General features: G+C 74.0%; 10 protein-coding genes. 6 read left to right on the top strand and 4 right to left on the bottom strand.

The window, feature by feature from the left end; translation table 11 throughout:
* Positions 1-194 precede the first annotated feature (194 nt).
* On the bottom strand, positions 195-2,444 hold the full coding sequence (locus tag WH07_RS11865) for a phage holin family protein (protein ID WP_046499142.1): 2,250 nt from the start codon (positions 2,442-2,444) through the stop codon (positions 195-197).
* Between the two features lie 198 nt (positions 2,445-2,642).
* On the bottom strand, positions 2,643-3,095 hold the full coding sequence (locus WH07_RS11860) for a hypothetical protein (protein WP_046499140.1): 453 nt from the start codon (positions 3,093-3,095) through the stop codon (positions 2,643-2,645).
* A gap of 277 nt (positions 3,096-3,372) precedes the next feature.
* On the opposite strand from WH07_RS11860, the gene WH07_RS11855 reads away from it, so the two are divergent.
* Complete coding sequence (locus WH07_RS11855) at positions 3,373-4,164, top strand: MBL fold metallo-hydrolase (RefSeq protein WP_046499152.1); 792 nt, start codon at positions 3,373-3,375, stop codon at positions 4,162-4,164.
* On the top strand, positions 4,164-4,838 hold the full coding sequence (locus WH07_RS11850; protein WP_046499148.1) for a DedA family protein: 675 nt from the start codon (positions 4,164-4,166) through the stop codon (positions 4,836-4,838). Before WH07_RS11855 ends, WH07_RS11850 begins: the two co-directional genes overlap by 1 nt.
* A 179-nt stretch (positions 4,839-5,017) precedes the next feature.
* Here WH07_RS11850 and WH07_RS11845 read toward each other — a convergent pair whose 3' ends face one another.
* The gene (locus tag WH07_RS11845; RefSeq protein ID WP_046499139.1) at positions 5,018-6,235 is read right to left on the bottom strand and encodes an aminotransferase class I/II-fold pyridoxal phosphate-dependent enzyme; all 1,218 of its coding nucleotides are present in this window, start codon (positions 6,233-6,235) and stop codon (positions 5,018-5,020) included.
* Positions 6,236-6,482: 247 nt separating this feature from the next.
* Between WH07_RS11845 and WH07_RS11840 the strand changes: the two genes are divergently transcribed.
* From WH07_RS11840 to WH07_RS11825, 4 genes are all read left to right on the top strand, one after another.
* A complete protein-coding gene (locus WH07_RS11840) occupies positions 6,483-7,976 on the top strand; it encodes a bifunctional phosphatase PAP2/diacylglycerol kinase family protein (RefSeq protein ID WP_079023154.1) in 1,494 nt (497 codons plus the stop codon).
* Positions 7,977-8,096: 120 nt separating this feature from the next.
* Positions 8,097-8,666 (top strand): GNAT family N-acetyltransferase, encoded by a 570-nt coding sequence (locus WH07_RS11835; RefSeq protein WP_046499137.1) that lies wholly within the window; start codon positions 8,097-8,099, stop codon positions 8,664-8,666.
* 71 nt (positions 8,667-8,737) lie between these two features.
* A complete protein-coding gene (locus WH07_RS11830) occupies positions 8,738-9,547 on the top strand; it encodes a class I SAM-dependent methyltransferase (RefSeq protein ID WP_046499135.1) in 810 nt (269 codons plus the stop codon).
* A 41-nt stretch (positions 9,548-9,588) separates the two neighbouring features.
* Positions 9,589-9,948: a VOC family protein gene (locus WH07_RS11825; RefSeq protein ID WP_046499133.1), complete on the top strand. Its 360-nt coding sequence runs from the start codon at positions 9,589-9,591 to the stop codon at positions 9,946-9,948.
* Between the two features lie 166 nt (positions 9,949-10,114).
* On the opposite strand, the gene WH07_RS11820 is transcribed toward WH07_RS11825, so the two are convergent.
* A partial coding sequence (locus WH07_RS11820; protein ID WP_232788831.1) for a DUF5107 domain-containing protein occupies positions 10,115-12,135 on the bottom strand: 2,021 nt, incomplete at its 5' end.

The raw sequence follows: 12,135 nt of genomic DNA, 5'->3' as shown, positions 1-12,135 counted from the left end.
CCAGAAAGGCGATCAGTACCAGCAGCGTCACCAGCACGGCCCGCCGCGCGGCGGCAGCACGGACAGCTGCGGCACGGGTGACAGCGGGCGCGGCATGGTACATGGGCACGACCTCCTGGACATGCGTCCTCTGCCCAGGAACCGCCGTGGCGCGTCCTGCTACCGGCGGAAACCGCTCGCATGGGGGAGGTGGACTAGGCCCGGTCCCCTTCGTCCTCGGCCGTTTGTGCCTCGGCGGACCGTACGTTCGCCACGCCGGCGGGGACGTTCGCGGTGCCGTCGGGGGCCGCTTCGAGCGGCACCTGGGGCCCGCTCGCCTCGCGCAGCCATCGCCGCAGCACCCGGTGCACCTGCTCGGCGCCGACAAGTTCGCGGCCGGGTTCGCGGTGGAGTTCGCCGTCGGGTCCGGCGGCGGGTCCCGCGGCGGGTCCGGCGTCGTACCGGCCGGTGCGGTCCCCGCCCGGCAGCGGTTCCGTCAGCGGCGCGGAGAGCGTCAGCGGTGACAGCAGAAAGGCCCGCGACTGTTCGCCGCCCAGCCCGCCGTGCGAACCGATCTGCTCCTCGAAGGCGTGCACCTGCCCGGTCTCCGGGTCGTACATCGAGTTGACCATGATGTCCGCGACATGCGGGAACGCGTCGGTGCGCCGTACGGCATCGGCCGCGCCGGGTCCCATGTGCGCGAGCGGCCCGCTGTCGTCCAGCTCCGCGAGCGGCACCTCCGCCCCGCCGGGCCCGAGCACCACCGAGCCGTGCTCCTCGCTCCGTACCAGCAGGAAACCGATCCCCGGATGGCTGGCCAGGGTCCGCAGCAGCGCCGGGTGGCGCCGGTCGATCTGCTCGCGGCTCATCCGTTCCGGTACGTCCGGGAAGGAGATCAGCGCGAGATTGCCGGAAGCCAGCACGACCGGGTCCGAACCCGGCGCGGGCTTCTCCTCGGCGCCCTCACGCACCGGCCGGTGCAGCGCGCTGCGTACGGCGTGCCGAGCGGCGTCGCGCGCCTCGGCCCCGCTCCTCGTGCGTACGGCCCTGCGCGGCACGGGCAGTCCGCAGCCCGCGCGCACCAGGTCCCTGAGGGTGAGTCCGTAGACGCTCTCGAAGGTCGCCCCGGGGCTCTGGCCGTGGTCGGAGAGCAGCACGATCCGGTAGGCGCGGGGCGCGTGCTCGGCGACTTCCGCGATCAGGCCGACCGCGCGGTCGAGACGGTGCAGGACCTGGGCGGCGTCCCTGCTGTGCGGCCCGGAGTGGTGGGCGACCTCGTCGTACGCGACGAGGTCGGCGTACACGGCGGTCCGGCCGGCCAGCATGTCGCCCAGCACCGCCGCGACCACCACGTCCCGCTCGACCACGGTCGCGAAGGCCCGGATGAGCGGATAGAGCCCGCCCCGGCCGACCCTCGGCCGGTCGCCGCGCAGCCGTGCCCGGGTCGACTGCCCGATCTCGCGGCCGACGTCGGCGACGAACGAGACCACGGTACGCACGGCGTTGGCCGGGTCGGAGAAGTAGGCGAAGTAGCCGGCCCGGGAGCGGTTGGCCCGGCCGCGCCGCGCCGCCATCGAGAGCACCAGGGCGAGTTGGTCCGCGCCGCCGCTGAACAGATTGCCCCGGCTGGCGCCGTCGAGGGTGAGCAGCCCGCCGTCCCCGGTGCGCCGGATGGCCCGCTGCTGGAGGACGGCGGCGCTCGCGGGCCGGTTGCTGACCATGATCCGGCCGCTGTCCTTCTCGTACCAGCGGAAGGCGGGGATGTCGTGGTTGGAGCCGTGCAGGATGCCGAGCTGGCTGGCGCCGGTCTGGCTGGACCAGTCGGTACGCCAGGGGGTCAGCCGGTGGGTGGGCCGATGGGCGGGCAGCTCCCCCAGCCACGCGGCGACATGAGGCATCACCCCGTCCGCGACCGCGTCCAACAGCACACGGTGGCCGACCCCGTCGAGCTGGAGGAAGACCGTACCGGGCTCCCCGGTGTGCCGGCCGTCCTCGCCGCTTCTGCGCCGCCGCCGGTCGGCGAGGCGCGAGAGTCTGCGCCGGTAGGCGTCGTCGTCCCCGACCGCGAGAGCCGTGGAGGTCGCGGAGGCGACGGCGGACATCACGGCGGCGACCACCACCGCGGTCTCCGCGTTGGCCGCGCCCTGGCCGACCGGGACCAGCCGGAGCGCGAGCAGCAGCAGCGAGCCGTTGAGGAAGAACACCAGCAGACCGAGGACCAGCGCGGGCACGAGCAGCAACGCCCGTACGAGCAGCGGCCAGACCAGCGCGCCGAGCAGTCCGAACGCGCCCGCGCCGCAGGCCGCGGTCAGCGCGAGCTTGGTGATGCTCTCGCCGTCGCCGGACTGGAGCCGGAACTGCGGCAGGATCCCGGCGAGCACCAGCATCGTCACCGTGGACACCGCCCACACCACGATCACCCGCAGCAGGGCCCTGCCCGTCGTACGCCACCGCCCCCTGAGCACTCCGCTGTCACCTCACGTCCGGGCCCGTACACCGCACGGGCTCCGGCCCAGCCTCGCACAGCGCGCCGCACGATCCAGAAAGGGCGATGAGCGTTCCGGAACTGGCGGTGAGCGTTCCGGAAGAGTCAATGCGCTTTCCGGGACAGGCGCCAGGGATTCCGGGACGGGAGTGGGGCGTTCCGGGACGGGCGCCGGGCGTCAGCAGCCGTCGTAGCCCGCCGTCGGCATCGACAGCCTGCGGTGGACCCCGGCCTTCATGGCCGCGTCGTACCGCGGTTCGTCCAGCCCGACGGTCTCCAGCCGTACGCCCCTGCGCTCGCACTCCTCGGCGAAGTCCCGCACCGAGGTGAACGCCCGGTCGAGCACCCGGTCGTTGGCGGCGACGAACAGGTCGACCACCCCGTCGTCGACATCCACCCACACCCCGAGGTGGTTGGGCCGCAGCCCGTAGAGCAGGAGCTGTCTTGTGACGACATAGCCCTTGTCCTCGGCCCAGCGCGCGCACATGTCGTGCTGGCCGCGGGTGTCCACCAGGAAGGGATCGCTGTCGAGTTCCTCCAGGGGCGTCAGGCTGGCGATCACGGCGACCCGTACGTCGTCCCGGACGGCACCGTCGTCGCGGATGTCACCGTCGTTCCGGATGTCACCCATGGCAGTCCCCCCACTCCCGCGCCCGCGCCCGCGCACGGCGCCCGGCCTCGTGCGCAGACCCTACTCCGCGCGCGCCCCCGAGCGGCAGGCGCGTACCCGGCGGGCGGCAGGGCGCGAACGGGGCGCATCCAGCCCGCGAGACAGGCCGCCACCGTACGCCGACCGGCCGGCCGCCGTACGCCGGACGGGCCGCCACCGTACGCTGGCCGGGTACGGAGCGGGTACGGAGACCGTGCCCGGCGCCGGGAGCGGTACGGAGGGCGGAGCTGAGGTCGGGTTGGGAACAGTCATCACCTGGTGGGGCCATGCCACCTGCACGGTCGAGGACTCCGGGGTCCGGGTGCTGACGGATCCGGTGTTCGTCCGCAGGCTGGCCCATCTCCGCCGCCGCCTCGGGCCGGTTCCGCCGCCGGAGGCGACGGTCGCCGACGCGGTGCTGGTCTCGCACCTCCACTCCGACCATCTGCACCCGCGCTCACTGGCCCGGCTGGCCCCGGGCACCCGGCTGATCCTGCCGCGCGGCGCCGACCGTTCCGTCCCCTCGCTCAGACGGCTCGACGCGCGCAGGAATCCGGCCGGGCTGCGGATCACCGAGGTCGACGCGGGTGACGAGGTGGAGATCGGGGCGCTGCGGGTACGGGCCGTACCCGCGGAGCACGACGGACGGCGGCTGCCGGTCGGGCCGCACCGCTCCCCCGCGCTCGGCTATGTGATCAGCGGTGAGTCACGGACCTATTTCGCCGGTGACACCGGGCTCTTCGACACGATGGCGGACGCGGTGGGTCCGGTGGATGTGGCGCTGCTGCCGGTCGGCGGCTGGGGTCCGCATCTCGGGCCGCACCATCTGGACGCCGGGCGCGCGGCACAGGCGCTGGCCCGACTGGCGCCGCGCGCGGCCGTACCGGTGCATTTCGGGACGTACTGGCCGATCGGTCTGGACGGTGTGCGTCCCCATGAGTTCTACGCGCCGGGCGACGAGTTCGTACGGAAGGCGGCCACGCTCGCGCCCGGGGTGACCGTCCATCTGCTCAGGCACGGCGAGAGTGTGCGGCCGGGGGCGGTGCTGTGATCGACGGGGTCATATCCCGGCTGGCCGAGCTGCCGCCCGAGTCGACCCAGCAGGCCGTCGGTTATCCGTCGGTGTTCCTGCTGGTGGCGCTGGGTTCGCTGGTGCCGGTGGTGCCGACGGGGGCGGTGGTCAGTTCGGCGGCGGTGGTGGCGTTCCATCAGACGAGCCCGCTCGCCATGCTCGATGTCTTCCTGGTGGCGGCCGGCGCGGCCTTCCTCGGCGATCTGGCGCTCTACTGGCTGGGGCGGCGCGGGATCGGCTCGAAGAACGGCTCGCGCTGGCTGGAGGCGCTGCGCCGGTACGCCCCGCCCGACCGCCAGGAACAGGCGCGGGTCAAGCTCCGCGAGCACGGGGTGACGGTCCTGGTCCTGTCCCGTCTGGTCCCCGCGGGCCGTATCCCGGTGATGCTGGCCTGCCTGCTGGCGGACTGGCCGCTGCGCCGCTTCGCCCGCGGCGACATCCCGGCCTGTCTGGCCTGGGCGGCGACATACCAGCTCATCGGGGTCCTGGGCGGCTCGCTCTTCGCGAAGCCGTGGGAGGGCGTGCTCGCGGCGGTGCTGCTGACGGTGGTCCTGAGCGGGGCCCCGGCGCTCTGGCGCAAGGTGCGCGGCCCGGCGAGGCCGGACGGCCCGGACACGGAGGGACCGCAGTGCCCGGAGGGCCAGGAGACCTGAGCGGTACGGAGGCCTGAGCTGTCCGGGGCGCCGCGCGCGGTACGGGGATCTGAGCGATACGGAACAGCCCACGCGGTACGCGGCTGCGCACGCGGTACGAACAGCTCACGCGGTACGGGCCGACTCGCGCCCCTCGGCAACGTTCCCGTTCCCGGCCCCGTTCCCAATTCGGCGACGGCTCAGCGCAGTTCGGCGAAGGCCGCCGTGAAATCGGTCAGCGCCCGCTCCACATGCGGGAGTTCCAGAGGCGCCGACGCCATGAGGGACTCCAGGCGGTGTGCGGGGGTCGGCCCGAGGAGCGGGGCCGTGGACAGGCGTACGCGCAGCGCGCCCAGTTCGTCGCCGAAGCGGTGGCCGCCCGGCGCGGGGGTGCCGAGGCGCTCGCTCAGATGGTTCTCCAGATCCATGGAGTCGGTCACCCCGCGCTCCGCCAGCCGCGCGCGGAGCGGGCCGAGGTCGGCGTAGAGATGGCGGCCCGCCTCCGGGGGCCGGGCCAGGGCGCCGGAGACGAGCACCGCGTGATGGGCGGCGGCGCCCACGCGCGTGTACAGCCCGGCGGCGGCCCGTGCCCGCTCACCGACCACGTCCGGCTCGTCCAGCGCCAACGCCGCGGCGGCCGCCACAGGTCCCGCGACCAGCGCGCCGAGCGCGGTGAGGATGTCGAGCGTTCTGGCCCGCAGGGCCGCCCCCTCGCCGGTCGCGGGGTAGCGGGCGCAGGCCATCGGCCAGGCGGCCGGAAGCAGCGAACCCACCGCGTCATGGACGACGACGACCTCGTCGGGCCACATCTCGGCCGGGCTGAGCAGCACCGTCTCGTGCGGCCGGAACAGTGTGTCGCGCCAGGTCTCGTCGCTGATGATGTGCAGCCCCTCGCCGACCGCCGCCTCGCAGGCCTCCCGCACCAGTTCGGGCGGGGCGACGGTCGCGGTGGGGTCGTCGGCCGGGCAGAGCAGCAGCACTCTCGGGGTGCCGCCCTCGGCCCGTACCCTGCGGACCGTCTCCAGCAGGGCGTACGGATCGGGCACCCCGCCCGCCTCCGCCGGGGCCGGCACCTGGTAGGCGGGCCGGCCCAGCAGCCGCGCCTGCGGAGACCACCAGGCCGGGCAGGGCCTCGGCATCAGCACCTCTCCGTCGTACGCCGCGAGCAGCGCGAACAGCAGCGGCTGCGCGCCGGGCGCGACGGCCACGCCCTCGGGATCGCAGTGGAGCCCGCGCCGCGACCAGTACCCGCAGGCCGCCTTGCGCAGCGCCGCGCCACCGCCGGGCGGTTCGGGTCCAGTGCGTACGGTGGCCGCCGCGCAGGCGTCGGCCAGTCCGGGCAGCGCGGGCAGCCCCGCCTCGGGGAAGGGCGGGCCGAACCGGACGGGGCCACGGCCCTCGGAAGCCGTCCGCCGCATACCGCCCACCTCCCGCCTGTCCCGACTCCGTACCCCATGTGGCGCCCGGGCCCCATGTGGCGCCTGAGCCGTCTGCGGGGCCCGAGCCCTGTGGGGCGAGTCCTTGATCCGAGCCCTTGATCCGAGTCCTTTGTACGGAGGTTACGGAGGTTTGTGACCTGGTGCTTCCCGGGCCGCGCCCGGAGCGGAACCCCCCAAAGCGGTGTCCGCCCGCTTGGCCGTACCGTCAGCCGGGTACCCGCGTCCCATGCTGGAGACCACCGCACGCCCCGAACCCCGCGCCCCGATCGCCGCGCTGCTCCGCTCCTGGGACGAGCGCGCCTTCCGCTCGCTCGCCGCGCGCCGCTGGCCGGGCGCGGGCCCCGTACTGCCCCGCCTCAGCCGGAGCGCCAACCATGGACTGCTCTGGTTCGGCGCCGCCCTCGGCATCGCCGCCCTGGGGCGCGACGCGCGTTCGCGCCGGGCCGCCCTGCGCGGGGTGGCCTCGCTCGGGCTCGCCTCGGCCGCCGTCAACACGGTGGGCAAGCGGGCGGTGGGCCGTAGCCGCCCGCTCCTCGACGGCGTACCGGTGATACGACGGCTGAAGCGTCAGCCCTTGACCACGTCCTTCCCCTCCGGGCACGCGGCCTCCGCGGCGGCCTTCGCGACCGGGGTGGCGCTGGAGTCGAAGGGCTGGGGCGCGGCCGTCGCCCCGCTGGCCGCCTCCGTGGCCCTGTCCCGGATCTACACCGGGGTGCACTATCCGAGCGATGTGCTGGCGGGCGCGGCGCTCGGGGTGGGCGCGGCCTTCGCCGTACGCGGGATCGTACCGACCCGTGCGCAGCTCCCGCCGCCCGGACGGCCGCACACGGAGGCTCCCGCGCTGCCCGGCGGCCAGGGCCTGGTCGTCGTGGTCAACCGGGCCTCGGGATCGTCCGGCGCCGCCGCGCCGCTGCGGGACACGCTGCCGTTCGCGGAGGTCGTGGAGTGCGGGCCGGACGAGGTGGCCGCGGAGCTGGAGAAGGCCGCGGGCCGCTGCCGTGCCCTCGGGGTCCTCGGCGGCGACGGTACGGTGAACCGGGCCGCTGACACCGCCGCCCGGCACGGTCTGCCCCTGGCCGTCTTCCCCGGCGGCACGCTCAACCACTTCGCGTACGACCTGGGGACGGAGACGGTCCAGGACACCTGCCGTGCCATGGTGGCGGGCGACGCCGTCCGGGTCGACCTGGGCCGCTTCGCCCCGGGCCCGGACGGCTCGGCGGCGGGCTGCTTCCTCAACACCTTCAGTCTGGGGGTCTATCCCGAGCTGGTACGGGTGCGCGAGCGCTGGGCGCCGAGGATCGGCGGCTGGCCGGCCGGGGTCCTCGCTGCACTGACCGTGCTGCGCGAAGGGCGGCCGCTGGAGGCCGAGTTCGAGGGCCGGCGGCGCTCGCTGTGGCTGCTGTTCGCGGGGAACGCGCTGTACGAGCGGATGGGCCCCACCCCGGGCCACCGGCGCGATCTGGCCGACGGTCTGCTGGACGTACGGGTCGTCCACGGCGGCCGCGCCCCCGGCCTGCGTCTGCTCGCCGCCGCCCTCGCGGGCCCGCTGAGCCGCTCCCCGGTACACACGGCACAGCGCAGGACCCGGCTGCGGATCACGGGCATCGCCCCGGGCACACCGCTGGCCTTCGACGGCGAAGTGGCCGAGGCGCCGCGGGAATTGGTGCTGGACAAGGTACCGGAGGCCCTCACGGTCTACCGCCCGCAGTCGCTGCTCTGAGCCGGTGAGAGCCCTCGTGGACTCTCCGTGGAAGTTTCCGTCGAAGCCCCGGTGGAAGCCTCGGTGGAAGCCCACGGATATACGGTGGACAGAGCGGTGTCCCCGGCTCAGGATCGCGCCATGCCCACGCGATTCTTCCTGGAAACCCCCCGGCTGCGCCTGCGTCCCCTCACCGAGGACGACCTCGACCGGGTGGTCTCGCTCGAAAACGACCCGGGCGTACGGCGGTTCATCGACTCCGGCCGGCCCGTCTCCCGGGACACCGTCCGGTACGAGACCCTGCCTCGGCTCCTCGGGCGCGGCTTCTGGGCCGCCGAGGAGAGCGCCTCGGGCGAGTGGCTGGGTTGGTTCTGTCTGGAGCCGGAGAGCGAACCGGGCTGGGCCGTGGTCGAGTTGGGGTACCGGCTGCGCCGGACGGCCTGGGGGCGCGGCTTCGCCACGGAGGGCGCGCACGCTCTCGTCCACAAGGCGTTCACCGGTCTCGGTACGGAACGGATCACCGCGCAGACCATGACGGTGAACACCGCGTCGCGCCGGGTGCTGGAGAAGGCCGGGCTGCGATACGTCCGTACGTTCTTCGAGGAGTGGCCGGAGACCATCGCGGGCTCGGAACACGGCGATGTGGCGTACGCGCTCACGCGGGAGGAGTGGGCGCGTACGAACCGGCCGAAGCCAGCCAGGACCATATAGCGAGACGCGGGTCTCATCATCCGACATGGCAGCGTACCGTGGCCGGACCACCGAGTGAGAGAGGACCGGCCATGCCGAAGGAGACCGCCGTCTACACCCACGGCCACCACGAGTCCGTGCTGCGCTCGCACCGCTGGCGTACTGCCGCCAACTCGGCCGCGTATCTGCTCACCGAGCTGCGGCCGGGCCAGGACGTACTCGATGTGGGATGCGGCCCCGGCACCATCACCGCCGATCTGGCCGCGCTCGTCGCGCCCGGCACGGTGACCGCCGTGGACGCCTCCGCGGATGTCCTCCGCCAGGCACAGGAGACCGCCGAGGCGGCCGGCGCACACAATGTCCGCTTCGCGGTCGCCGATGTCCACGCACTGGACTTCCCCGACGACTCCTTCGACATCGTCCACGCCCACCAGCTCCTCCAGCATGTCGGCGATCCGGTGCGGGCGCTGAGCGAGATGCGCCGGGTGTGCAGGCCGGGCGGTGTCGTCGCGGCGCGCGACGCGGACTTCGGCGCCTTCGCCTGGTTCCCCGCCGTCCCCGGGCTGGACGGCTGGCTGGAGCTGTACCGTACGGTCGCCCGCGCCAACGGCGGTGAGCCGGAGGCCGGGCGGCGACTGCTCTCCTGGGCGCGGCAGGCGGGATTCACCGGCATCGCCGCCACCGCGGGCACCTGGTGCTTCGCCACGCCCGACGAGCGTGCCTGGTGGAGCGGGCTGTGGGCGGACCGTACGACCGCGTCGGACTACGCCGGACGGGCGGTCGGCGGCGGGCACACGACACGCCCGGAACTGGCGGAGATCGCGGAGGCCTGGCGGGAGTGGGGCGGGGCCCAGGACGGCTGGTTCATGGTCCCGCACGGCGAGATCCTCTGCCGCGTCTGAATCGATCTCCTGGCCCGCCCTCGCCAACTAACCTGATCCGTATGGAAATCCTGGGAACCACGTTGCGCATCTGCGTCGACGACCTCGACCGCTCGGTGGTGTTCTACGAACGGCTCACCGGAAGCCCCGCGCTCCGCTTCGAGCGCGGCGGGGTCTCGGTCGCCGCCGTCGGCTGCTTCCTGCTGATGAGCGGCCCCGAGTCCGAGATCGAGGTGCTGCGCAAAGTCACGGCGACCATCGCCGTCAAGGACGTCGACGAGGCGCTCACGATCCTCAGCGAGGTCGGCGCCCAGGTCCTCGCGGGCCCGGTGCCGACCCCGGTGGGGCGCAATCTGATCGCCGTGCACCCCGACGGTTCGGTCTTCGAGTACGTCGACCGCAGAGCGGCCCAGGGGGCCTGACCGCCGAGCCCGGCCCGGTGCGCGGCATCGGGCCTCACGGCACCTGGCCTCACAGCACCTCGCCTCACAACACCGGGCCCGTGACACCGGGCCCCATGACGCCGGCCCCGCGACACCGGCCCCGTGGCCCCGGCGCTCACGACACCGGGGCCCATGGCGTCAGGGCTCAGCCCGTCGACCGCATCCGGAACTCATAGGCGTCCGGCAGCGGTTCGTCCGTGATCCCCGCCCACACCTCGCCCAGCGTCTCGGCGCCCTCCCGCAGATCCGGTACCTCGAAACCGGCGTCGAAGAGGGCGCGAGCCGCCTCCTTCTCGCCCTCGGCGGCCAGCAGCCGGGCCTCGGCGAACCGGAAGGCGCCGCTCCGCCGTACGTCCGAGGGCAGCCGCTCCCACACCCCGCGTGCCTCGCCGGTACGGTCCACCGCCAGCAGCGCGTCGAGCGTCTCGCGGCCGAGCGCGGCCGTAACAGCGGTCCATCCTCCGTCGTTCCCCGCAGAGTCGTTCCCTGCGACATCGTTCCCTGCGGCGACGTTCCCCGCAGAGTCGTTCCGCTCAGCGTCGGCGTTCCCCGCGACGTCCTGGCAGAGCGAGTCAAAGGCCGCCGCGTAGTGGTCGGCGGCGCGGTGGGGGTGTCCGCCCTGCTGGTCGGCGACGGCCAGACAGCGCAGCAGCGGCCATCGCGAGGTCGCCCTGCGCAGCCCGCGCTCCCAGCTCCGTACCGCCTGGGCCAGATCCCCGGCGTGCCACTGCGCGACCCCGAGGTGGTACTCGGTGAGCGGCTCGTCCAGCGCGGTCTCCAGCATGTCCCGCCAGTGCGGCGCCACCAGCGTGGGGCCCGGCGGTACGGCGGTGCCGGGCACCGGCAGCATGCCACTGGTCAGCAGTTCCACCCAGGGCGCCTGCTCCTCCCCGAGCGTGGACTCGTCGAACGGCGTGCCCGGCAGCTTGTACCCGGCGCGCAGCACTTCGAGTGCGCCCCAGCCCGAGCCGGCCGCGAGCGCCTCCGCCGGCTCGGTGTCGGCGTACGGCAGCCATGCCGCGTAGGCGGAGTCGACCTCCGCGCGTGGCAGGGCCTCTTCGAGCCGGTCCGTGACCTCGGCGCGAGCCCGGTCCCAGTCGGCCGAGTGCACCGCCTCCGGGTCCGCGGTGAGCGGCCCGTACGCCTCCAGCCAGCTCAGTTCACCCTCGGCTTCGAGGGGAATGTGTTCGAGCTGGGTACGGGCCGGCCCGGCCTGGATCTCCGCGTATCCGGGCGTGCCCGGCTCGGTCAGCCAGCGCTGCCAGTTGCGCCCGCCGCGGCCGGCGCCCCACAGGAACAGCTTGCGGCCGCACAGGGTGTCGGTCGAGGTCTGGACGAGTCCGGTGCCCCGCTCGTCGAGCGAGGCGATCCACTTCCGCGCCTCCCCCGGCACGTCGTAGAAGTAGTCGGCGGGGAACTCCGCGCGCAGCGGGTACGTGTGGTCCGCGCCCGCGCCGCCGGGATCCGGCACCGGCACGGGCACTTTGCGCAGTTCGTGCTCGTACCCGAAGTGCCAGGCGGCCTCGGCGGGTGCGAGCACACGGGTGCGCTCGCCCTCCTCGACCGCGATGTTGGACCACCAGTAGACGGGCGCGGTCCGCTCGTGGGGGTTGCGGATCCGTACCCCGGTGTAGAGGAAGTCGGAACCGTCGGGCAGCCACAGATCGACCTGGAACGGCAGGTCGCGCAGCCGCTCCCACTCCCAGAGCCGAAGCATCTCGCCGCCGTCCGGGGCGGGTACGACAGCGGCGTGCACCGGGGCGCAGGAGAGGGTGGTGTGGCCGGTGGCGCCGATGTTCCACTCGATGCCGCCGGAGAACCAGGCGCCGTTGAGCGCGAAGCTCGCGGGCTGGAACACCGGGTTGCGGTAGACCAGTTCACGTCCGGTCGGCTTGTGGTGGAGCGAGTGGACACGGCCGCCGAGGCCGGGCAGCACAAGGGCCCGCAGCCGGTCGTTCTCGATCACGATCGCATCGACATCGGTCTCGCGGCGCTCCCTCCCGTAACCGTCCAGGATCCGGACGGGCAGCGGGGTGCGCAGGGGCGCGTAGCCGATCTGCCGTGCCATGTCCGCCGGCAGCCCCTTTCTGGCGCGCTCGTCGACGGTGTGCGCCTCATCGAGGGTCCGCAGGGCCGGCAGGGGGTTCTCCGGCCCCAGGGGGGCGG

Source organism: Streptomyces odonnellii (assembly GCF_000981895.1).
In the GTDB taxonomy this organism is placed as follows: domain Bacteria; phylum Actinomycetota; class Actinomycetes; order Streptomycetales; family Streptomycetaceae; genus Streptomyces; species Streptomyces odonnellii.
Note: the sequence above shows the minus strand (reverse complement) of the source record. Positions and strands in the feature narration are given on the sequence as shown.

Bases quoted from the DNA above. Each gene is read 5' to 3' on its own strand.
- WH07_RS11840 (WP_079023154.1), top strand. From the start codon at position 6,483: ATGCTGGAGACCACCGCACGCCCCGAACCCCGCGCCCCGATCGCCGCG.
- WH07_RS11835 (WP_046499137.1), top strand. From the start codon at position 8,097: ATGCCCACGCGATTCTTCCTGGAAACCCCCCGGCTGCGCCTGCGTCCC.
- WH07_RS11830 (WP_046499135.1), top strand. From the start codon at position 8,738: ATGCCGAAGGAGACCGCCGTCTACACCCACGGCCACCACGAGTCCGTG.
- WH07_RS11825 (WP_046499133.1), top strand. From the start codon at position 9,589: ATGGAAATCCTGGGAACCACGTTGCGCATCTGCGTCGACGACCTCGAC.
- WH07_RS11845 (WP_046499139.1), bottom strand. From the start codon at position 6,235: ATGCGGCGGACGGCTTCCGAGGGCCGTGGCCCCGTCCGGTTCGGCCCG.
- WH07_RS11860 (WP_046499140.1), bottom strand. From the start codon at position 3,095: ATGGGTGACATCCGGAACGACGGTGACATCCGCGACGACGGTGCCGTC.